The 24806-nt window shown below is 27.7% G+C and carries 19 protein-coding genes; all 19 read left to right on the top strand.

Translation table 11 applies throughout. The features are described 5' to 3' along the window. The first annotated feature begins 256 nt into the window (after nt 1-256). Complete coding sequence (locus WHD08_RS17370) at nt 257-2782, top strand: DEAD/DEAH box helicase family protein (protein ID WP_208889897.1); 2526 nt, start codon at nt 257-259, stop codon at nt 2780-2782. 198 nt (nt 2783-2980) lie between these two features. Further along, entirely contained in the window at nt 2981-3535 is a 555-nt protein-coding gene (locus tag WHD08_RS17365; RefSeq protein ID WP_340833048.1) for a hypothetical protein, read from the top strand. A gap of 293 nt (nt 3536-3828) precedes the next feature. After that, nucleotides 3829-4449 (top strand): DUF4240 domain-containing protein, encoded by a 621-nt coding sequence (locus WHD08_RS17360; RefSeq protein ID WP_340833047.1) that lies wholly within the window; start codon nt 3829-3831, stop codon nt 4447-4449. Between the two features lie 174 nt (nt 4450-4623). Beyond that, complete coding sequence (locus WHD08_RS17355; protein ID WP_340833040.1) at nt 4624-5289, top strand: hypothetical protein; 666 nt, start codon at nt 4624-4626, stop codon at nt 5287-5289. A gap of 2448 nt (nt 5290-7737) precedes the next feature. Then, on the top strand, nt 7738-7968 hold the full coding sequence (locus WHD08_RS17350) for a hypothetical protein (RefSeq protein WP_208889898.1): 231 nt from the start codon (nt 7738-7740) through the stop codon (nt 7966-7968). A gap of 6 nt (nt 7969-7974) precedes the next feature. Further along, nucleotides 7975-8622, top strand: coding sequence for a DUF6602 domain-containing protein (locus tag WHD08_RS17345; protein WP_208889899.1), 648 nt, complete (start codon nt 7975-7977; stop codon nt 8620-8622). Between the two features lie 130 nt (nt 8623-8752). Next, nucleotides 8753-9145 carry a contact-dependent growth inhibition system immunity protein gene (locus WHD08_RS17340; protein ID WP_208889900.1) on the top strand — a complete coding sequence of 131 codons (393 nt, stop codon included), beginning with the start codon at nt 8753-8755 and terminating at the stop codon, nt 9143-9145. 117 nt (nt 9146-9262) lie between these two features. Further along, nucleotides 9263-10165, top strand: coding sequence for an IS1595 family transposase (locus WHD08_RS17335; protein WP_165734421.1), 903 nt, complete (start codon nt 9263-9265; stop codon nt 10163-10165). Between the two features lie 446 nt (nt 10166-10611). Then, entirely contained in the window at nt 10612-11142 is a 531-nt protein-coding gene (locus WHD08_RS17330; RefSeq protein ID WP_208889902.1) for a hypothetical protein, read from the top strand. 177 nt (nt 11143-11319) lie between these two features. After that, a complete protein-coding gene (locus WHD08_RS17325; RefSeq protein ID WP_208889903.1) occupies nt 11320-12330 on the top strand; it encodes a hypothetical protein in 1011 nt (336 codons plus the stop codon). A gap of 169 nt (nt 12331-12499) precedes the next feature. After that, on the top strand, nt 12500-13489 hold the full coding sequence (locus WHD08_RS17320; protein ID WP_208889904.1) for a DUF2971 domain-containing protein: 990 nt from the start codon (nt 12500-12502) through the stop codon (nt 13487-13489). A 169-nt stretch (nt 13490-13658) separates the two neighbouring features. After that, entirely contained in the window at nt 13659-14843 is a 1185-nt protein-coding gene (locus tag WHD08_RS17315) for a hypothetical protein (RefSeq protein ID WP_208889905.1), read from the top strand. Between the two features lie 809 nt (nt 14844-15652). After that, entirely contained in the window at nt 15653-16687 is a 1035-nt protein-coding gene (locus tag WHD08_RS17310; protein WP_340833044.1) for a DUF4365 domain-containing protein, read from the top strand. A gap of 115 nt (nt 16688-16802) precedes the next feature. Then, entirely contained in the window at nt 16803-17318 is a 516-nt protein-coding gene (locus tag WHD08_RS17305; RefSeq protein WP_208889910.1) for a helix-turn-helix domain-containing protein, read from the top strand. A gap of 2 nt (nt 17319-17320) precedes the next feature. Beyond that, nucleotides 17321-18154, top strand: coding sequence for an IS3 family transposase (locus tag WHD08_RS17300; protein WP_244183341.1), 834 nt, complete (start codon nt 17321-17323; stop codon nt 18152-18154). Nucleotides 18155-20311: 2157 nt separating this feature from the next. Further along, nucleotides 20312-21394, top strand: coding sequence for a toxin-antitoxin system YwqK family antitoxin (locus tag WHD08_RS17295; RefSeq protein ID WP_208889906.1), 1083 nt, complete (start codon nt 20312-20314; stop codon nt 21392-21394). Between the two features lie 171 nt (nt 21395-21565). Then, on the top strand, nt 21566-22195 hold the full coding sequence (locus WHD08_RS17290) for a hypothetical protein (RefSeq protein WP_208889907.1): 630 nt from the start codon (nt 21566-21568) through the stop codon (nt 22193-22195). A 217-nt stretch (nt 22196-22412) separates the two neighbouring features. Beyond that, nucleotides 22413-23366 carry a Fic family protein gene (locus WHD08_RS17285; RefSeq protein ID WP_208889908.1) on the top strand — a complete coding sequence of 318 codons (954 nt, stop codon included), beginning with the start codon at nt 22413-22415 and terminating at the stop codon, nt 23364-23366. 171 nt (nt 23367-23537) lie between these two features. After that, nucleotides 23538-24203 carry a hypothetical protein gene (locus WHD08_RS17280; RefSeq protein ID WP_340833040.1) on the top strand — a complete coding sequence of 222 codons (666 nt, stop codon included), beginning with the start codon at nt 23538-23540 and terminating at the stop codon, nt 24201-24203. Nucleotides 24204-24806 lie beyond the last annotated feature (603 nt).

Here is a 24806-nt window from a genome sequence, read left to right as displayed (position 1 = left end):
TCCTTTTACAAATAATTAAAAAAGGAAAATAATTTAGAATATTAATCATAATTTCTGAATTAATAATTGAACAAAAAGAAAAATGAAACAAACAAAAAAGCACTAAAAGCCAACACCGTGTATTAAAAATTGCTAAATTAGTGCCTTACCAAAATCAGTTGCATTTTTATTCACTTCAATTTTCCTTCGGAAAATAGCCGCTCATTAAAAACGCAACTTTCAATACACAACAACGTTGGGCACAATTTAAAAAAAAATGGTAGACTTTAGAAAAAGACTCAGTAAATCTGAAATTGAAAAGAAAACAAATCCAATCGAGATATATGACTCATTAGACAGAAGAAGTGTTGCAGGTCCTTTGAGACCAGCTCAACAGAAAATACTTTCTGAATGGTTCGAATCCCGTAAAAATGAAAAAGATTTAATTATAAAATTGCATACTGGAGAAGGCAAAACCTTGATAGGGCTTTTAATTCTTCAATCTAAAATCAATTCTGGAGAAGGTCCTTGTTTATTTATTTGTCCAAATATTTATCTTGTACAACAAGTAAGAAGAGATGCAAAAAAATTTGGTATTAGTTATTGCACAATTGGAGATGACAATTCTTTACCAAATGAATTTGTGGATGGGGAAAAAATATTAATAACACACGTTCAGAAAGTTTTTAACGGTAAGACAATTTTTGGTTTAGGTAATGACTTCATTCCTGTTGAAAATGTAATACTGGATGATTCTCACGCTTGTATTGACTCAATAAAAAATACATTTACAATTAGCTTAAATAGTGACCATTCTGCATACAAAGAACTATTAGAACTTTTTAGTGACGCTTTACCTGAACAAGGAGAAGGAACATTTTTAGAAATAGAGAATGGAGATTATAATTCATTCTTACCAATACCTTATTGGAATTGGATTGACAAATCAGAAGAAGTTCTTAAAATACTATCTAATTACCGCGAAGAATTATCAATAATGTTTTCGTGGCCCTTTATAAAAGATAGTATCAAAAATTGTCAAGCTTTTATTTCTGGTCAAAATATTGAAATCACACCGATACATATACCAATCGAAAAATTCTCGTCTTTTGATAAAGCCAACCAAAGAATCTTGATGTCAGCAACTACTCAAGACGACTCATTTTTCATTAAAGGTCTTGGATTTAATTCTAAGGCTATTAAAAACCCTTTGGAAAATCCAAGTCAAATATGGTCTGGTGAAAAGATGTTAATTATTCCTTCTTTAGTTGATGACAGTTTAGATAGAGACAAAATGGTTAACACTCTTGCAAAACCATCCGATAAGAATTATGGGGTAGTTTCTCTTGTTTCCTCTTTCTCTAAGTCTAAAACATATGAAAACCTAAAGTCAATTGTACCAAAATCAAACGAAATTTCAGCAGCTGTTGACCATCTAAAAAAGTCTAAATTTAGACAAACTGTCGTTTTCGCAAATAGATATGACGGAATAGACTTACCAGATGAAACTTGTAGAATTTTAGTTTTAGACGGTAGACCATTTTTCTATTCTCTATCTGATAGATATGAAGAATCTAATAGGATGAATAGTGACTCAATTAACATTAAAATAGCTCAGAAAATTGAACAAGGTTTGGGAAGAAGTGTACGAGGAGAAAAAGACTATTGTCTAATACTTATTATTGGTGCTGATTTAGTGAAATTTATTAAAAGTTCAAGAACAATTAAATATTTTTCACCACAAACTAAAAAACAAATTGAAATAGGTATGGAAATAGCTCAAATGGCATCTGATGAAGTTTCAGATGACAATGAGCCTTTTGATGTTGTCAAGTCGCTTATGAAACAAAGTTTACAAAGAGACGAAGGTTGGAAACAATTTTACAAAGAAGAAATGAACAAAATTCAACCCAATAATGATTTGAGCAAAATATATGATGTTTTAACACTTGAAAGAAAAGCAGCAGTTCTGAACTACACAGGAAATTACGAAAAAGCAAGTAGTTTAATTCAACAAATAATTGACAAACACTGCATTGATAATAGTGAGAAAGGTTGGTATCTTCAAATAATGGCTCGATACAAGTTTTTACAAAGTAAAACGGTTTCTAACGAACTACAAAAGAGTGCATTTCTAAAAAACAATGAATTACTTAAACCAAGTGAAGGAATAACTTATAAAAAATTAGAATATGTCAATGAAAATAGAACTAAACGAATTGTAGATTGGATAAAAAATCACACTGATTTTGAAGAATTAATGTTATCTGTAGAAGGAGTATTATCAGATTTAGAGTTTGGAACAACAGCTGAAAAATTTGAACGAGCTTTAAAAGAATTAGGTTTAATGCTCGGTTTTCTAAGTGAAAGACCCGACAAAGAGTTCAAAAAAGGACCTGACAATTTGTGGTGTGGTGTTGGAAATCAATATTTTATATTTGAGTGTAAAAGTGAGGTAAAAATTGAAAGACAAGAAGTAAATAAGCACGAAATAGGACAAATGAATACTCATTGTGGATGGTTTCAAAATCAGTATAATGATTCACCTGTTAAACGAATATTAATAATACCAACCAAGAATGTTTCTTATCACGCTGATTTTACTCATAACGTTGAAATAATGAAAAGGGGAAAATTGAGAAACCTTAGAAACAATATAAAAGGTTTTTTTAAAGAATTTAATAAGTATGAGATTGATTCATTGTCTGATGAAAAAATTCAAGAATTTATTAATGCTCATAAATTAAATATTGATAGTTTATTAAAGGAATATTCTGAAAAATATTATAAGAAAACGAGCTAAAAACTGTGCCCAACACCGTGTATAATTTATTGCTGGTAATCGCCTATTTACGAAAGTCCTTTCAGACTTTCGTGGTTCGTGTTTTAATTGCTAAGTTTACTACTTAACCACGCAACAAACCATACACAACAACGTTGTGGTGCATTACAACATTGAATCCAAGAAACCTGAATTAATCACTCGAAAATTAAAAACTAAATGAATTTCTCAAAACATTGTGATTTATGTGAAAATGAAATAACATCTCTTGAGAAAGGATTGACTTGTAAATTAACTAACAAAAAGCCTGAATTTAAGAATACTTGTCCAGAAATTAAACTTGATAATAAATTTGTGAAAAAATTAGAAATTGCTAATTTGGAACTCGAAACAATAAAAAAAAAGAAAAACACAATTCTATTTTCTTTTTTCTTTTTAATAATAGTTGGATTTTTATTAATTTATAAAAGTAGTGCTTTTGCTAAAATGATGCTCAGTCCTATTTACTTTTGGTATTACAAAGTTGGACTAATTAGTGTCGGAGTTTCAAACATAATAGTTGCTTGCTTTAAACTAAGAGCATTTAAGGGGGAATTTGGAACTGCAAGACATAAGAAAAATAATATAGAAGAAGTATTAGAAAAATACGGAATTTGTTACGAATTGAAACTTGATTTTAAAGAAAAAATACACGGAATTCAAGAAGTAATTGTAAAAATGAATTTCAAAAATTGGAAAAAGAAACAAACCGAAACAATATATAAAATTAGCTGACAAAAAAATCTATTTAGGAAAACAAAAAAGCTGAATAATATATAAAGAATTGAAGGGAAAAATAAAAAACGACACCACAACACCGTATAAACTTTATTGCTGGTTTTAGCTCACTTGGGAAATTCCTTCGGAATTTCGCCGTTCGTGTTTTATTTAGTAAATTCACTGCTTAATCAACGCAACAAAGCTTATACAACAACGTTACCACCAATTAGAAAATGAAATTCGCTACAATAATATTTACATTTTTTTTAATATTAAGTTGTAATCAAAACACGAAAAACAATAACCAAATGGGAATATTTGACAAACTTTTTGGAAAGAAAGAAACAACCAAGAAAGAACTACCAAAAACTTATAATCAAGAAATTGAAAAAACGAGTGAAATGTTAGATGAAACAATATTCTGGAATATTGTGAATTTATCCGTTAAGAATACAAATAATCAAGATTCTCAAGAAAGATTTTTAGTAAAAGAAATTGAAAAATTGACACCAAAAGAAATCATTGGTTTTCGATTAAGAACTGACAAATTCCTTTATGACACATATAATTCGGAAATGTGGTGTGCTGGATATATAATGAATGGCGGATGTTCTGATGATGGTTTTGAGTATTTTAGAAATTGGGTAATTTCAAGAGGAAAAGAAACCTATTACAAAGGAAAAGAAAACCCTGATAGTTTAATTTCTGAATTTATAGAAGGAGAAGATTATTATGATTTTGAAAGTTTTTGGTATGTTGCATTAACAGCATTTGAAAATAAAACAGGAAAGGAATTGTATGATTATATTTCTGACGATTTTAAAACAAACGAAGGAAATTATCAGAATTTTGAATTTACTTGGAGTGACGAAAAACCTGAAACAATGAAAGTGATTTGTCCAAAATTATTTGAGAAAATGTGGAAATAAAAAACTGGTGGTAACACCGTATAAACTTTATTGCTGGTTTTAGCTCACTTGGGAAATTCCTCCGGAATTTCGCCGTTCGTGTTTTATTTAGTAAATTCACTGCTGAAACCACGCAACAAAGCTTATACAACAACGTTGTACACAATTAAAAAAAAATCGAACAGAGATTAAGAAATGAACAAAATTGACAAAATTGGAATATCATTATTAGTTCTTGGATTTTTAATCCCATTCTTTATTTATTTCGGTTTTATAATCGGACTTCCAATTTATATTATTGGAATTATTATACTTCTATTTGGAAATCTAAAAATTAAACAAAAATTGCTTTGGATTTTAATACCAGCAATTTTGTTTGTTCCAGTTTCGAAAATCTATTCTTCCGTTTCGTTTTATTTTGCTGACATTCAGAAATTCGACATAATTCTACCCGAAAATTTTAAAGGAACAGCGATAATAATCGACAATTCTGATTTTGGTCAAACTTTCGAAAAAAAACATAGACGTGAGCAAATAATATTCGATGAAAACGGAATTGCATTTTATCCAACGGAATTAGAAATGGACAGGTCAAAGTTTAGAGTTTTTACCAAACAAAAAAATGGAGAATTAAAACAAATACTATTAAGTTCGGAGACTTCTGAAAAAAACACACTTTTAGCCTATGGAGAAAGTCGTTTTGAAAAAACTGTAGAATCTGAAATCAAATATATTCCGTATGATTTTGTAAGAATTGGAAAAGATTTTAAAGAACAAAGTAATACCGAAAAAAGATGCGAATTGATTGAACAAATAAAGGAAGGGAAATTAAAAACTGTGTACAACACCGTGTATAATTAATTGCTGGTTTTAGCCAATTTACGAAAGTCCAAACGGACTTTCTTGGTTCGTGTTTTATTTAGTAAATTAGTCGCTTAAAACACGCAACTAACCATACACAACAACGTTGTAAAAAACTAGCTGAAAGTATAATTTAAGAACAACAGATATTTAAAAATACATTTAGCTTTAAAGTCTGAAAACTCAAAAAAGCGAAATAAAACGTTTGAAAAATTAGGTTTTTGAAACACTCTTTCGTGAATCAAAATTTTGAAAAAAATAGAAGGTTTTTAGAATTTTAAGAAAGGAAAAATAGTTCTTTTCGTTCGGAGTTTTAAAACGCAAAAAAAAGGAAAAAGTTTGCGGAATTTAGCTTGTTTGAAAATATCTAAAAACTTGAAACTTCATTACTGTTTGAAACTAAAATCGCTGAATTGACAAAGTGTTGAGCAAAAGTCGGAGAAATTCGTTCTTAAAGACAAATTTAGAAAGGCTGAGAGATTTCTAAGAGTAAAATAAAGGTTTACTCATATTCTGAATTAAAAAATTGTGAAAACGCTGAAAAATCAAAATTAAGGAATTTACTCAGAAACTCTAAAAAGGAGAAAAAAGAAATAGGAATTTTATAACTTATAAAGTCGAAATTAAACACGCATTTTACAACACCTTGTATAAAAAATTGCTAAATTTGGCTTAATCAAAGGTTGTTGCATTTTTGTCAACTCCTATTTTCCTACGGAAAATAGCCGTCGACTTAAAACGCAACTTTCCATACAAAACAACGTTGGGCGTAAGTTAAAAGTAAACTCAGATAAGCTATAAAAATTTGTTATTTTAAAGACAAATTAACCAAAAAAAAAGTGAAATATTGAATTTTAAGTCAATTTAGAAAAACTGAAAAATTTCGAGTTTCAAGAAAACGAAAAACTGAACGCAGCCAAACTTTGTGAAAACTAAAATTTCAAGATTTAAGACAATTTAGAAAAAAGTTGAAAAATCTAGAGTTTTAAGAAAACAAAAAATTGAACGTTGCCAAACTTTGAGAGAACAAAAATTTAGAAGTTTAAGACAATTTAGAAAAAACTGAAAAATTTAGAGCTTTAAAAAACGAAAAATTGAAAGCAGCCAAACTTTGAGAGAACAAAAATTTAGAAGTTTAAGACAATTTAGAAAAAACTGAAAAATTTAGAGTTTTAAAAAACGAAAAATTGAACGCAGCCAAACTTTGGGAGAACAAAAATTTAGAAGTTTAAGACAATTTAGAAAAAACTGAAAAATTTCGAGTTTTAAGAAAACAAAAAATTGAATGCAGCCAAACTTTGAGAGAACTAAAATTTCAAGGTTTAAGACAATTTAGAAAAAACTGAAAAATTTCGAGTTTTAAGAAAACGAAAAATGTTCTGAATGTAAATTGAAAATTAAAATAATTAGGAATTTAATTTAAAAAATCGATTAATAAAATAACCTACGCCCAACACCGTGTATAAAAAATTGCTTATTTTTATCCTAATCAAAAGTAGTTGCTTTTTTGTGAACATCAATTTTCCTGCGGAAAATAGCCGTTCACTTTAAACGCAACTTTCCATAACACAACAACGTTGGGCGTAAGTTAAAAGGAAACTCAGATAAGCTATAAAAATCTGTTATTTTAAAGACAAATTAAACAAAAAAAAAGGAAAATATTTAATTTTTACACAATTTAGAAAAACTGAAAAATTTAGAGTTTCAAGAAAACGAAAAATTGAACGCAGCCAAACTTTGTGAGAACAAAAATTTCAAGATTTAAGACAATTTAGAAAAAACTGAAAAATTTAGAGTTTTAAGAAAACGAAAAATTGAACGCAACCAAACTTTGTGAGAACAAAAATTTCAAGATTTAAGACAATTTAGAAAAAGTTGAAAAATTTAGAGTTTTTAAGAAAACGAAAAATTGAACGCAACCAAACTTTGTGAGAACAAAAATTTCAAGATTTAAGACAATTTAGAAAAAGTTGAAAAATTTAGAGTTTTTAAGAAAACGAAAAACTGAACGCAGCCAAACTTTGTGAGAACTAAAATTTCAAGATTTAAGACAATTTAGAAAAAGTTGAAAAATTTAGAGTTTTAAGAAAACGAAAAATTGAACGCAACCAAACTTTGTGAGAACTAAAATTTCAAGGTTTAAGACAAATTAGAAAAAGTTGAAAAATTTAGAGTTTTAAGGAAACGAAAAATGTTCTAAATGTAAATTAGGGATTTAATTTAGAAAAATCGATAAATAAAATAACCTACGCCCAACACCGTGTATAAAAAATTGCTTATTTTTATCCTAACCAAAAGTAGTTGCTTTTTTGTGAACATCAATTTTCCTGCGGAAAATAGCCGTTCACTTTAAACGCAACTTTCCATAACACAACAACGTTACCCAACATTTACTAAAAACGAACTTTAGTAGAAAAATCAAACTTTTGAATTTTAAAAAAATAGAATATGCTCGGACCAAATGAACTTCTTGAAAAAGTAATGGAATATGCCAAAAATCAATCACAAAATGGTAATTCTCAATTAAAGAAAACTGACTTATGGAATTATATTATTAAAGTTGACTCAAACGCAAAAAAAGAGAGTTTGAGTGAAGTAATTAACGAATTAGATGCACGAGGTTGGCTTTTGGAAAATAATGAAACTGGAATACAATTCGACCCAGCGTCTTTTGAATAAAAGAAGATGTTTGAAAAAAAATATAATTTAAGACAATTAGAAATTGTTGAATTTTCAGAAAGAGTTTATCACGAGGGTTTAAGGCATAAAGGAATAAATGGCTCACTTTACGAAGATATTCTAATAAAGTTTTTAAGAGAAGATTTACCTGAATTTTGCTTTTTCAAAGGACAAATAAGAGAGGGAAGAAATTTTTCTTCACAATTTGATATAATAATAGCGAAAAACACAACTCAACAAACTGAATTTATTAAAAGTATAAATCCTTACGTCAGTATTGTCGAAAGAGAACAGGTTTTAGGAGTAATTGAATTGAAAAAATGGGGAAACCCTAAAATGATTTCTAAAGGAGGAAAAATAGAAACTGAATATCGAAAATTCAAACAATACTTTCCTGAATTGGATTATTTACTTGTCTGTTTGCGATTTAAAGACAGAATTAATAAAACTCACAATAATTGGGAATCACTTAAAAAAAATATTCAAGCAGATGGAAAATATTGCTTTTTTGGTAGAGCATCTGATAAAAATAAAGAATGGATTTTTCCTTGGATTGAAAATAAAGTTTTACTCAAGGAAAACGAACTTTATTTAAACGAATATGAAAATCTAATTAAAAGAATAAAAACGTTGGGTAACACCGTGTATAATTAATTGCTAGGTCACTGCCGCCTTACGAACATTCCTGCGGAATATTCTATCTGTGATTTATTTGCTAAATTAGTTGCTTAACCACGCAACTAATCATACACAAACACGTTGGCAACAAGCTGAAATCACTCTTATGGAAACAAAATCAATCGAACAATTAGAAAAAGATATTTGGAAAAATCCTTCCAAATTTCCGACTGATTTGGTTGAAAAATGTTATCATTATCGGAAAATCAGTATTGCGGAATTGACAAACGAACAGATAAGACTTCTGATTTCTCAAAAAATCGGAATTGAACATCTAATCGGAATCGCACTCGAAAAACTCGAACGGAATATTTTGACCGAATGTGATTTTTACGAAGGCGATTTACTTATGACTGTATCAAGTTTATCTACTGAATTTTGGAATGAAAATCAAACTGAATTTCTGACTTTTAAAAATATTGTGGAACAGAATTCTGAAATAATAAAAAATGAACTCGGAGAAAAGAAATTTGACCGAATAAATGAAAAACTAACTTAAATGAATAATATAAATTTTAAAAAATGGGCTTTCCATTTTATGATTTGGATTTTAATAATTAATATTATTGAGTTAGTCATTTAGTTTCCGTATCTTATAGCTTTAAAACATTGATATATGGATAATTTTGAAGGTCAAGATATACTAAACTTTATAAAAGAACTACCAAATGATGAAGCCTGTAAAGCTTATTTATCAAAAATAAAATGGCAGGATGGTTTTAAATGTAGTAAATGTGGACATACAAAAGGTTGTGAAAAAGCTGGATATAATTATCACTGTTATGCTTGCCATCATGTAGAAAGTGCTACTGCAAATACACTTTTTCATAAAGTTAAATTTGGATTGCAAAAAGCGTTTTGTGTTGCTTTTGAAATGAGTACAAATAGTAAAAGTACTTCAAGTATTCAAATGGGTAAACGCTTTAGTATTCGTCAAGGAACTGCATGGTATTTTATGCAAAAAGTTCGTAAAGCAATGAAAAGTAGTCAAAAATATCCTCTAGAAACCTTAATTCATGTTGATGAGTTTACTGTTGGAGGAAAAGAAGAAGGAAAACAAGGTAGGAGTTACGATACAAAAAAGAAAAAAGCCGTAATTGCAGTAGAATTAACAGATAACAATAAGGTGAAAAGAGTTTACATTAAATCTATAAACGACTATTCTGCAAAATCATTAACACCAATTTTTGAAGAACACATAAGTAAATCTGCTAAAATAATAACAGATAAATGGAGAGGATATGAACCTTTGAAAGAAGTTTATAACATTGAGCAAATCTATAGTAATAATGGTGCTAACTTTAAACAATTACATGTCATGATTATGCAAGTTAAGTCTTGGCTTAGAGCAATACCAACTCATGTAAGTAAATGGCATATTCAAGCTTATTTTGATGAATTTTGTTTTAGAATTAATAGATCTCAATTTCAGAAAAGTATATTTCATAAAACAATTGAAAGAATGGTAGTTGCCAAACCAGTTTATCAAAATCAAATAAAACAGAAGCTAAACGTATAACTCAATAATATTATTTCCTTCTATTTGACAATCAGCTATACAAGTATATTTAATGAAGGAGACAATACAGCACAAGTTTTATTTTATTTTGGAATTTTAGGAACAGTTTTACTTTTATTGAGTCTGATTTTTATAATTTTTAGTACTATAAAAAAAGAGAAGAAAAATTATCAATATTGGACTTCAATAGGTGGACTTGTAATTTTTGGAATTTTGCCAATTTTAGCAAGTTTATTTTTAAGTTAATTTAGAGAATAATTGAACTGAATAAATAAAAGCCAGTTGCCAACACCGTATATAATTTATTGCTGGCTTCTCGCCTACTTACGAAAGTCCTCGCGGACTTTCTTGGTCGGTAATTATTTACTAAATTAGTTGCTTGAAACACGCAACAAACCATATACAAACACGTTAGGCGTAATGTCAAAAAAAACGAACGTAATAAAATGATATTAAGTTATATAAAAGATATTTTTTATAGTTTTTTAAATTTACAAAAAGACGAACTTAATTGTGAAGAGTTAAATGATTATTCTCTTAAAGTTTATAAATATTTAAAAAGATATCACAAAGAGTTATTAAAAAATATATCATTAGAAAAATCGAATTTTGGAAAAAAGTATATTTCGGTTGAACTAAAATCAAAAAATGAAAATACTGTTGCTAATTTATACTTTGAAACTGAAAATAACGAATTAACTGTTGGGTTTGGTAATTTTCATAGCCATTATGATAGTTTTGCAGAACTGAATTTCAAAAAGGAACTGAAAAAAGCACTTGAAAATTTTTACAAATTATTAAAAGACGAATTATTTGTTGTTTCTGCTGGTGGCGGAGTATCAACACTTTTGACAAATAAAGAAATAGAAATTCTTGAAAGTGGGAAAAATCTTGAACATTTTAATTATGATTGTATTACATATTATATAACTTCGTGGAGCGGAAAACACGACAGAACATTTAAAAAACCAAGTTGAAAAAAGAAGTATTGAAAAGTAAAAACACTACGCCTAACACCGTGTATAAAAAATTGCTTATTTTTAGCTTAACCGAAGGTAGTTGCATTTTTACTCACTTCAATTTTCCTGCGGAAAATAGCCGTTCATAAAAATCGCAACTTTCCATAACACAACAACGTTGGCAATAATAAAAAAATGAAAGATAAAGAGTTATTAAACATACTAGAAAAGTCATTTATTAAAGAATCTGATATTAATGATGATGATTTTAAAAAAAAAATTTCCGAGTACTATTTGGAAACTAAAAAAAATACAGACATTTATTATAATGAAAATTTAATCATTAAAATAGCTAAAAAGTCTTCTAAAAACTTTGGAATAAATCAAATTTACTGCATAAATAAAGGAATTATAAAAAAAACTAGTAATAAAATAATTACTGGAAAAGAAGCTAATTCAATGTGGATTACACTTAATAATTCAGATATAGTAAACAAAAAGAAATATAATAAATCAAAAAAAGAGAAGTTTATTGAAACATCTGAAATTAGAAATGAAGTTTTAGAATTAAAAAAAATGGTTGAATCACTTAATGATTCTGTAAAACAAATAAAAAAAGAAAATCTTTTAGTTAAAGAATTACTTTATTCGAATGCTTCATCCTATAATGATTCAAAAACAACTCAAATAATTCCAATTGATATCTATTTAGACACTAATGAACCTCAAGAAATTTTTGAAGTTTATGATTCCGTTTTAAAGTTTACTCAAAGTATTGGATTTGATGATTCAATTGAATTTGAAGCTATAAAAGGATCTTGGTATAAAAGGATTTTAGCAAAATCTAAAAAAAAATTATCTAGTGATGAAGTCAAAAATAGACTAAGTGAAGCTGAATATGGAATTGAGGTAAATACAATTTTAAAGCCACAATCTGAAATTGACAAAAATCAATCAGAAGCTTTATCTAATATAATTACTTCATTAAAAGATATACCTAACGCAGCTATAAGAATAGGTGCATTAATAGTAGTTAAATTAACTGATGAAGAAGGAAGTGTAAGTCTCCAAACTAGAACATTATCAATAAAAGAGCTACATCTGTTGAATAAAAAACCAGAACTTTTACAAATGCCAAAACAAATATTACAAGCATTAGCAAAAGAAATTAAAAATGATGAACCACCAACAATTTCTAGAAATTAAAATTACTATTGCCAACACCGTGTATTAAAAATTGCTTATTTTTAGCTTAATCAAAAGTAGTTGCATTTTTGCGAACAACAATTTTCCTTCGGAAAATAGCCGTTCACTTAAAACGCAACTTTCAATACACAACAACGTTGGCAATAATGCAAAAAAAATCCAGATATTAATGAACAGAGAAGAATATTTAGACAAAGTTAGTGATGAATTTATGTCGATTCTTCACAAGTATATTCCGAATAAAATGATAGTTGGAAATGGATATAGGGAAATGTCGTTTAATGCTCGATTATCAAATAAAAATAGAGATTTTTCTGAAAGTCAATATTATTATAAAGGCGACAAAAAGTTTGTTCATTGGACTTCCGTTCAAAATTTAATGTCTATAATAAACTATCGAGAAATAAGACTTTATAATCTGCATAATTCTTCAGACGAAAACGAATTTGTCTATTCAGCAGAAAAACTTAATTTAGGAGAAAATCAAATCGACTATTCTAAAAAATTTTTATACACTCTATCGTTTTGTAAAGCGGCTGAATTAGCAAATACTAACCTTTGGAAAGATTATGGAAATAATTATAAAGGTGTAGCAATCGAATTTGAAATTGTAAATAACCCAAACAAATGGAATAATTTTATGCTTTCAGAGGTTTTCTATAAAATGCCGAATAATTATTTAGAAATGAAACGTGAACTAAATACCTTTCACAAAAAGTATCCAGACGCAGAAACTTTAATCGATTTAGGAAAATTAATAGCATTTCATAAAAAACCTGACTTCTCAAAAGAATTAGAAGTTAGATTGTCAACTTACTTTCCTTTTAGCAATACAGAGGCTTACGAAAAATATTGTAATACCGAATTCAGATTTGAGAAAAATAGACCAAGAGAAACTGACTATTTCGGACTTAAATTATGGGTTGACAATGAATCAGCATTTGTGAAAAGTACTGAACCTGAATTTGATAAAAGATTAAATGTCGGAGAATCATATTTTAATGAAAAACCGCAAATTAAAATAACAAATATACATTTTGGAAAAAATTGTGGAATTTCAAACGAAGAATTCACACCATTTTGGAGAAAATTAAAACATATTATACATTTTAAGTTAGGCTACGAAATTGAAAATTTAAACTTAAATTTGTATGAATAGAAAGCACTATTGCCAACACCGTATAAACTTTATTGCTGGTTTTAGCTCACTTGGGAAATTCCTCCGGAATTTCGCCGTTCGTGTTTTATTTAGTAAATTCACTGCTTAAACGTCGCAACAAAGCTTATACAACAACGTTGGCATTAATTAAAAACGAAATCCATACAAAATGAAATTTATTTTTACCCTTTCAGTTTTTTTTATATTATTATTTGCAATAATTGGATGTCAAAAAAACAAAATTATTGAAAACCAGTTTTCCTCATTAAGTGACACTATTTTCATTAAAACAAAAATAATAAAAGGAAATGGTCTATTTGATTTAGGATTTGGACATCCAAAATTTAAAGACACTTTAAATACCTTTTCAAATTCGATTGTATATCCAAAAGGAATTAAAAATTTAAAACGATTTCAACTTAAAACAGATTTTAAAGAAAAGAAAGATTATAACGTAGAAATATTATTAGGTAATAAAAATAACAAACAAGTTTTTATTGTAGATGAGAATAACAATAAAGATTTAACGGATGATTTAGTTAGAGAATGTGAAAAAATCAGTTGGAACTCTCCTCCTAAAGCTGTGAAATGTGAATATTTAATTTCTAATGGTAAACAAATAGTAAAGGAATCTTCTTGGTTATGTATTGGAAGTGCGAAAGGAAAAATATTAATAGGAAAAAGAGAACATTTAATTGGACAATTTACCATTGATAATGAAAACTTTGAAATTGGAGTTGCTGGCTATAGAAATCCTATGAGTTTTACCTATGGTTTTGGTTCTAAAATTTCAGTTTTATCTAATTTAGGTGTAAAAACAGAAACATTAGTTAAGAGTGATTTAATGAATATTGGGGAACTGATAAACTTAAATAATAAATTTTATCGTTTTGAAAGTATTTCTAGAAAAGGAGATTTAATAACTTTAATTAAAGAAGAAAACTTTGAAACTAAAATTGGAACTCAAAAAGGAATTATTGCGCCAACTTTTGAAGTTATCTCAATAGCTAGAGACACTATTAGAAGTTCTAATTTAAACAGTAAAATTACGATAATTGCTAATTCTTGTGGTTGTGGTGGCGATAAAAAATCTACAGAAGCATTCTACGAAATGGAAAAATCACTCGGAAAGCTAATTAATATTTTACATGTGGATTCAAACCTAAAAAAATCAGATATTGGAATTCATATAGATTCAGAAGAAGAATTCAATAAAAATTTTTATAATAATTATAGAAAACAATATTGTTCAAGAATTTGCTATGTTATAGGAATGGACAACAGAATTATGGACAAGTTCAATATAAACGAATGGAAAACTAAAACTGCGAAAATAATTAATGAAAAAAACTAATGCCAACACCGTATAAACTTTATTGCTGTTTTTAGCTCACTTGGGAAATTCCTCCGGAATTTCGCCGTTCGTGTTTTATTTACTAAATTCACTCCTTAAACAACGCAACAAAGCTTATACAACAACGTTGTAAAAAACTAGCTGAAAGTATAATTTAAGAACAACAGATATTTAAAAATACATTTAGCTTTAAAGTCTGAAAACTCAAAAAAGCGAAATAAAACGTTTGAAAAATTAGGTTTTTGAAACACTCTTTCGTGAATCAAAATTTTGAAAAAAATAGAAGGTTTTTAGAATTTTAAGAAAGGAAAAATAGTTCTTTTCGTTCGGAGTTTTAAAACGCAAAAAAAAGGAAAAAGTTTGCGGAATTTAGCTTGTTTGAAAATATCTAAAAACTTGAAACTTCATTACTGTTTGAAACTAAAATCGCTGAATTGACAAAGTGTTGAGCAAAAGTCGGAGAAATTCGTTCTTAAAGACAAATTTAGAAAGGCTGAGAGATTTCTAAGAGTAAAATAAAGGTTTACTCATATTCTGAATTAAAAAATTGTGAAAACGCTGAAAAATCAAAATTAAGGAATTTACTCAGAAACTCTAAAAAGGAGAAAAAAGAAATAGGAATTTTATAACTTATAAAGTCGAAATTAAACACGCATTTTACAACACCTTGTATAAAAAATTGCTAAATTTGGCTTAATCAAAGGTTGTTGCATTTTTGTCAACTCCTATTTTCCTACGGAAAATAGCCGTCGACTTAAAACGCAACTTTCCATACAAAACAACGTTGTGCCTAATATAAACGAACTACATTGAAAAGAACGAAATCACAGGAAACAGGAGATATTGGAGAGTCTACAACACTTTTTATTGCTTCTAAAAATAGAGATTGGATTGCACGAAAAGTTGATAAAGACTTCGGAGTTGATATCGAAATGGAATTGGTAGATGATGAAAAAGTTACTGGTCAGTATGTAAAAGTTCAAGTAAAAGGTACTACGAAATATCAAATTGTTGATAATCAAATAAAGTTCAGAATAAAAACTAACTTTTTGAGATACTGTAATGAATGTCGAGTTCCAATTATATTAGTATTGATTGATGTTAACAAGGATATTGGTTATTTTATTTGGGTTCAAGAATATCTAAGAATTCATAAGACAAATATTGTAAAACATAAGTCAACAGATATTTTTATTCCATCTAGCAATGATTTTGAAAATGGTTTAAAAAATAAAATAAAGAATATTGCTTCAGGATTAAATCATACTCAATTACAATTGGATTTAAAGGCAAGTTTAGCTTCAGCATTTTTGCTTGGAGACACCGAAATCTATGAGAAACTAACAGAATTATCAATAGATATTGCAAAAACAAATTCTTTAGAAATCAATAAAATTATTGAGGATTTAATAATATTAGGGAATAAAGCTTGGGGAACTTTTGAGGGAAATAAAAAATCAAGTATACTTTTTAACTTTTGCAGAAAATTTGGAGACAAATTTTCTTCTAGCCATATTGAAAAAATGGTAACAAGAGGCTCTAGCTATTCAAGAGTTGGAATTATTGCGCTAGGAATACTTTATGATGAATTTCCAGAATATGTAAAGTCCCTAAATCTGCCAGAAGTGTTCAAAAAATATGAGGATATTCGAATGAGATATTACTGTTTATTTCGAGAAAGATATCTAGGTCAAAAAAGCACTTCTATTTGGGGAAATAAAGAAATTAATTATGAAATCGGAAATCTGAATATCCGAGAAGAAGATAGAATTGATTTATATTTAAAATGGCCAAACCGAGGAGAATCAACAATTTTAGATTTTTTAGTATATGAGGAAAAATAAAATACTAGGCACAACACCGTATATAATTTATTGCTGGCTTCTCACCTACTTACGAAAGTCCTCGCGGACTTTTACACTGCCCCCAAAAAGTTAGACACTATTTGAGGGTATTTTTATGGGAAGAAAAGTCAAGTATAGTTACGATTTTAAACTACGTTGTGTAGAACAAGTATTAAAAAAAAATCAAGCAGTTTCCACTGTTTCGTTATTGAACGGTATTCATCACACATCTCTTCATAGCTGGGTTAGTTTTTATGAAAAGCATGGTAAAAAAGGTTTATTACCTAGAGAAAATCAAGAATATAGCTTAAAATTTAAATTGAAAGTTTTAGAATCTATTGTAGATGATTCATTATCTTTAAGTCAAGCTTGTTTAAAGTTTAATATTCCAACCAAATCTGCAATAATGAATTGGCAAAGGAATTATAAAAAACTAGGAATTACAGGCTTAAATAATAAACCAAGAGGAAGACCTAGATCTATGGAATTTAAGAGAGCAAAAAAGAAGTCTAATAAACCTTTAACAAGGGAAGATGAACTTCTATTGGAAAATGAATCGTTAAGAGCTGAGCTGGATTTGCTAAAAAAGTTACAAGCCTTAGTTCTAGCAGCGCAAAGCAAAAAGCGCTAGCCATAACAGAATTAAGGCATAAGTATAGTTTAGAATTATTACTAAATCATACCAATATGGCAAGAAGCAGTTATTATTATCACAAAAAAAGAAGTCAATTAACAGATAAATATGAAGAGGTAAAAATCTTAATTAAAGAGATATATCATTATCATAAAGGAAGATATGGTTATAGAAGAATCACCTTAGAAATAAACAAAAGAGGACTTGTTATAAATCATAAAACAATTTTAAGATTAATGCGAAAATTAGGTTTAAAAAGTTTGATAAGAATTAAAAAATATAAATCTTACAAAGGACAGATAGGTGAAATAGCACCCAATATATTTCAACGTAATTTTAAAACAACCAAACCTAATACAAAATGGGCAACTGATATTACCGAATTTAAAGTCTTTGGAAATAAATTATATTTATCACCAATAATTGATTTATACAATGGCGAAATAGTTAGTTATGAATTATCTGAAAGACCTAACTTCGAACAAGTGGTTAAGATGCTAAAAAAGTCTTTTAAGAAGGTTCCTAACCAAGCAAACATTATATTACATTCAGATCAAGGTTGGCAATATCAAATGAAACAATATCAACGGTTATTAAAAGAAAAAGGAATTACACAAAGTATGTCTAGAAAAGGAAACTGTCTAGACAATGCAATAATTGAAAATTTCTTTGGTATCTTAAAATCTGAATTATTTTATTTAAACAAATACATATCGATTATTCAATTGAAAAAAGAAATTAAAGAGTATATAAAATATTATAATACAGAAAGAATTAAACTAAATTTAAATGGAATGAGCCCAGTAGAATATAGAGCTCTTTATTATCAATAATTAATTATAAATTTGTCTAAGCTTTTGGGTGCAGTCTACTTTCTTGGTCGGTAATTATTTACTAAATTAGTTGCTTGAAACACGCAACAAACCATATACAACAACGTTACCAAAAATAGTTCAGATCACTCAAACTTCTGAAAAAATAAACAAATAAAACTCTTGAATTTTAAAAATGAAACACTCTCTGAAGATTGGAAAATTCTGAAAAAATTTTGTTTGTTTTTTATAGAATTTAGAAAGTTTAAAAAAATAAAAACTGAGCAGTGCGGAATTGAGCAAAATGCGGAATAAAATCTGTGCGGAATTATCTCTAAACCGAAAATTTAGAAAGGCTGAGAATTTATTGAAATAAAATTGTTGTCGGAATTTAGCACGTGAGAAAACACTCAAACGCTGAAAAACCAAAATTGCGGAATTAAGCAAAATGTGGAGTAAAAACTCTTCGAAATTATCTCAAAATGAAAATTTAGAAAAGCTGACAATTTATTGAAAATCAAAAAAAAATAAAAAATGTTGGCGGAATTTTCACTCGAACGCTGAATTCAGAAAATAATAAGGAAAATTGGAAAATTAAAAAAACTACTTTTGGTAACACCGTGTATAAAAAATTGCTTATTTTTAGCTTAACAGAAGGCAGTTGCATTTTTACTCACTTCAATTTTCCTGCGGAAAATAGCCGTTCATAAAAATCGCAACTTTCCATAACACAACAACGTTAGGTGTAAGTAAAAACTGAAAATTCTAAGATATCAAAATACAGTTATTTTAAAGAAAAATGAATATTAGCATCAAAGTAAGATATTGAAATTTAAGATAAAGTAGATAAAGCTGAAATATTAAGATTTTTAAAATTAAACTCTACTGAACTGTGCGAAAAACTAAAATATTGAAATTTAAGATAATTTAGAAAAAGTACATAAAGCTGAAAATATAAAGATTTTTAAAATCAAACTCTACTGAACTGTGCGAAAAACTAAAATATTGAAATTTAAGATAATTTAGAAAAAGTACATAAAGCTGAAAATATTAAGATTTTTAAAATTAAACTCTACTGAACTGTGCGAAAAACTAAAATATTGAAATTTAAGGCAATTTAGAAAAAGTAGATTAAGCAGAAATATTAAGATTTTTAAAATCAAACTCTACTGAATTGTGTGAAATACAAAAATCTTGAAATTTAAGATAATTTAGGAAAACTAGATAAAGCTGAAATATCAAGATTATTAAGATTAAACTCTACTGAACTGTGCGAAAAACTAAAATTTTGAAGTTTAAGATAATTTAGGAAAACTAAATAAACCAGAAATATTAAGAAAAATAAAATGAAAAAAATTAGGGATTTAATTTAGAAAAATTGGAACACTAAACTACCTACACCTAACACCGTGTATAAAAAATTGCTATATTAGTGCTTTACCAAAAGTAGTTGCATTTTTGTAAACAACAATTTTCCTGCGGAAAATAGCCGTTCACTTTAAACGCAACTTTCCATAACACAACAACGTTGGGCGTAAGTTAAAAGTAAACTCAGATAAGCTATAAAAATTCGTTATTTTAAAGATAAATTAACCATAAAAAAAGTGAAATATTGAATTTTAATACAATTTAGAAAAACTGAAAAATTTAGAGTTTCAAGAAAATGAAAAATTGAACGCAGCCAAACTTTATGAGAACTAAAATTTCAAGATTTAAGAAAATTTAGAAAAAGCTGAAAAATTTAGAGTTTTAAGAAAACGAAAAATTGAACGCAGCCAAACTTTGAGAGAACAAAAATTTCAAGGTTTAAGATAATTTAGAAAAAGCTGAAAAATTTAGAGTTTTAAGAAAACGAAAAATTGAACGCAGCCAAACTTTGTGAGAACTAAAATTTCAAGATTTAAGACAATTTAGAAAAAGCTGAAAAATTTAGAGTTTTAAGAAAACGAAAAATGTTCTGAATGTAAAATAATTAGGAATTTAATTTAGAAAAATCGATAAATAAAATAACCTACGCCCAACACCGTGTATAAAAAATTGCTTATTTTTATCCTAACCAAAAGTAGTTGCTTTTTTGTGAACATCAATTTTCCTGCGGAAAATAGCCGTTCACTTTAAACGCAACTTTCCATAACACAACAACGTTGTGTGTAATTTAACCAAAATCCGTATACAGAATTGAAATTTAGATATTTAATACTATTTTTAATAACCTTTTCATCTTGTAAAGACGAAATTTCTGACAAAAAATTCAGGAATGAAAATCACGTATTCTATAAAGAAAATGGAAAAGCTGGAGAATGGCTAAAAATAAATCCTGAATTAGAAATTAAACTTCCAAAATCACATTCAACTTACTTCTTTCCAAATGGAAATAGATATGCAGAATTAAAAGTTACTGATAGCTTTCCAAACCGAACTCTTAAATATTTTAATAAAAAAAATGAACTAATTAGAACTGTCAAATTCAAATCTGATTCAATAGTTAGTAAAGTTTTTGAGAACGGATATTATAACAGTTACCATTCAAATTTTGGATTACTACAATCCGAAGGTTTAATTGAAAATAATATGCATCAGAATAAATGGAATTTCTACAGAAAAGACGGAAAAACAAAAAAACAAATTGTAGAATATGCCAACGATACATTACAAGGAATTAGAGAAGATTATTGGAAAAATGGAAATCTAAAAAGCAAAACAACCAATATAAAAGGAAAACAAAACGGAGAAACTTTTCATTACTATGAAACGGGAGAGTTAGAAGAAACTAATTTTTTAAAGAACGGAGAAGTAAATGGAATTTCTACTAGCTACTACGCAAATGGGAAATTGAAATCTAAATGCTATTACTGGAATGGAATACAACGAGACACTTGTAAAGTCTACTATCAAAATAGTAATTTAAAAAAGTTAGAAATAATTAAATTAGACACTTCAACTTCCAAGTCTACAGGAATAGTAAATCTTTATTATGAAAGTGGCGAAATTGAAAAAGTATTAGAATCTAAAAATAATCAAGTTAATGGAAAAGCTAAACTTTATTATAAAAATGGAAATTTAGGACAAGAATTTAATATAACAAACAATATCAAAAAAGGAAAAGTAAAGGTATATTATGAAACAGGAGAACTTAAATATGTTGGTTTTGCTAAAGACAATATATTAGATGGAAAAATTAAATATTACAACAAAGAAGGAACAATTATTAAAACAGTAATTAGAGAAAATGGAATCGTAATTGACTCAATAATAAAATAATAGATAAAAAAAACTACACACAACACCGTATAAACTTTATTGCTGGTTTTGGCTCACTTGGGAAATTCCTCCGGAATTTCGCCGTTCGTGTTTTATTTACTAAATTCACTGCTTAAACAACGCAACAAAGCTTATACAACAACGTTGTACACAATTACAAAAAACGAACTAATGAAATTAAAATACGTAATAATATTCTTGAGTATAATTTTATTTTATAATTGTTCAGAAAGGAATAATGAAAAAGTAAATCCCGAAATTTTAAATGGGACACCAGAAACTCTTGAACAAACTGAAAGTAAAATTTCTTATTCAAGTATATCAAAAAGATATGGAGGAAATATTCTTGAAGAACTCTATCAAGAAGCTTTAGAAAAAAGTGAAAAATTAGAAATTTTAAATGAAAGAATAAAAGAAATATCTTCTGACAGTTTACAAACAAAAACAAACGATTTTATTAAATATCGGAATGTAAATAACGATTATTGGAATGCGGCTGAAAATTATGCGAATAACATAAATGACAGTATTGCGAAAACATCTATGATTGAAATCATTGAAAAATTGAAAAAGAAATATGGAAAAAAGGTTGCTCAACACGAAACAAAAATGAGAGAAATTGAAGTTTTGAAATCAAAATTAAATGATCAAATTATATTAATGAAATTATTTGTTACTGAACCTATGATCTCGAATTATCAAATAAACGAACTACCTGAAAAAAGTAAACTGGAATCAATTATCAAAGATTATACTGAATTAATAAAACAAACAGAAGAATATACAAGAATTGAAAAATAACTGTGTACAACACCGTATAAACTTTATTGCTGGTTTTAGCTCACTTTGGAAATTCCTCCAGAATTTCGCCGTTCGTGTTTTATTTACTAAATTCACTGCTTAAACAACGCAACAAAGCTTATACAACAACGTTGTGCCCAATTAAAAAATTCCGTTTCATCCAATAAGTATAGTTAAATGATTGTATCTTTGATAATATCAAATGATAGTATCAACCATGAAACCACCTTACGAAATAACTTCTTCTATTTTAAAATTAATAACTTCTATTTCAGAAAAAATAGGTGAAGTAAATGCCAATTTATTAAATAAACCTTCTCCGAAATTAAGGAAACAAAATAGAATTAAAACTATTCATTCGTCTTTAAGAATTGAAGGTAATACACTTACGGAAGAACAAATAACAGCACTTCTAGAAAACAAAAGAGTTATTGGTCCAAAAAAAGATGTACTTGAAGTTTTAAATGCAATAGAAATCTACGAAAATTTAGATATTTATAAACCATCTAATGAAAAGTCTTTTTTAAAAGCGCATAAAAATTTAATGAAAGACCTTATTGAAGATGCAGGGAAATATAGGAAACAAAGTGTTGGTATTGTAAAAGGTTCTAAAGTAGAACACGTAGCTCCTCCATTTGGAAACCTTCCTTATTTAATGAAAGACCTTTTTGAATATTTGAAAAAGTCAGACGAAATTGAATTAATTAAAAGTTGTGTTTTCCATTATGAAATGGAATTCATACATCCATTTTTAGATGGTAATGGAAGAATGGGAAGATTATGGCAAACTTTAATATTAATGGAAAAATATCCAATATTTGAGTTTTTGCCTTTTGAAACTTTAATTAGTAATGATCAAGAAAAATACTACAAAGCTTTAGCTGAAAGTGATAAATCTGGAAAATCAACAAAGTTTATTGAATATATGTTAGGAGTAATTGATATTTCAATAAGTGAATTATTAAATTTTAATAATAGAACATTAAACGAAAAAGACAGATTAGAATATTTTGTTTCTTTAAATAAAATTCAGTTTACTAGAAAAGATTATATGGATATATTTAAAGACATTTCTTCTGCAACCGCGAGTAGAGATTTAAAAAAAGGTACAGAGTTAAATTTATTTGAAAAAATAGGAGAAAAAAATAAAACAATCTATAGAATAAAATAACAGGGCACAACACCGTGTATTAAAAATTGCTAAATTAGTGCTTAACTAAAAGCAGTTGCATTTTTGCAAACAACAATTTTCCTGCGGAAAATAGCCGTTCACAAAAATCGCAACTTTCATTACACAACAACGTTGTACACAATTAAAAAAAAATCGAACAGAGATTAAGAAATGAACAAAATTGACAAAATTGGAATATCATTATTAGTTCTTGGATTTTTAATCCCATTCTTTATTTATTTCGGTTTTATAATCGGACTTCCAATTTATATTATTGGAATTATTATACTTCTATTTGGAAATCTAAAAATTAAACAAAAATTGCTTTGGATTTTAATACCAGCAATTTTGTTTGTTCCAGTTTCGAAAATCTATTCTTCCGTTTCGTTTTATTTTGCTGACATTCAGAAATTCGACATAATTCTACCCGAAAATTTTAAAGGAACAGCGATAATAATCGACAATTCTGATTTTGGTCAAACTTTCGAAAAAAAACATAGACGTGAGCAAATAATATTCGATGAAAACGGAATTGCATTTTATCCAACGGAATTAGAAATGGACAGGTCAAAGTTTAGAGTTTTTACCAAACAAAAAAATGGAGAATTAAAACAAATACTATTAAGTTCGGAGACTTCTGAAAAAAACACACTTTTAGCCTATGGAGAAAGTCGTTTTGAAAAAACTGTAGAATCTGAAATCAAATATATTCCGTATGATTTTGTAAGAATTGGAAAAGATTTTAAAGAACAAAGTAATACCGAAAAAAGATGCGAATTGATTGAACAAATAAAGGAAGGGAAATTAAAAACTGTGTACAACACCGTGTATAATTAATTGCTGGTTTTAGCCAATTTACGAAAGTCCAAACGGACTTTCTTGGTTCGTGTTTTATTTAGTAAATTAGTCGCTTAAAACACGCAACTAACCATACACAACAACGTTGGCAAAAACTGCTGAATCGAGCCGAATACAAGTCATTTAGTAAAATATAATTTTGGCTTTTTTTTAGTTTGTAAATCAGAATTCTGAAAAAATCGGAACACTCTCTCGCGAATCAAAATTTTGAAAAGTTGGAGAATTTTCAAAGTTTCACAAAAAAGGAATTTACTCAAACGCTGAAATCTAAATTGCGGAGAAATCACTCAAATGTGAATTTCTAAACTTTGCTGAATTGAGCAAAATGCAGAACAAAAATTGTGCGAAATTTTCTCTAAAACACAATTTAGAAAGGCTGAGAATTTTCTGAAAATTAAATAAAATGAAAATTATTGTCGGAATTAAACACGTGAGAAAACACTCAAACGCTGAAAAACCAAAATTGCGGAATTTTTACTCGGAATTTAATTTATCAAGTTTGCGGAATTGTAAATGCCTGAAAAATGGAAATTACTGAAATGCGTTGTTGTAAATTAAAAATAACCCGAAAAATGAACGAAA

Origin of the sequence: Polaribacter sejongensis (assembly GCF_038024065.1) — a bacterium.
GTDB classification, from domain to species: domain Bacteria; phylum Bacteroidota; class Bacteroidia; order Flavobacteriales; family Flavobacteriaceae; genus Polaribacter; species Polaribacter sejongensis.
The sequence above is the reverse complement of the archived record's forward strand: the minus strand, read 5'-3'. Positions and strand labels throughout refer to the sequence as shown.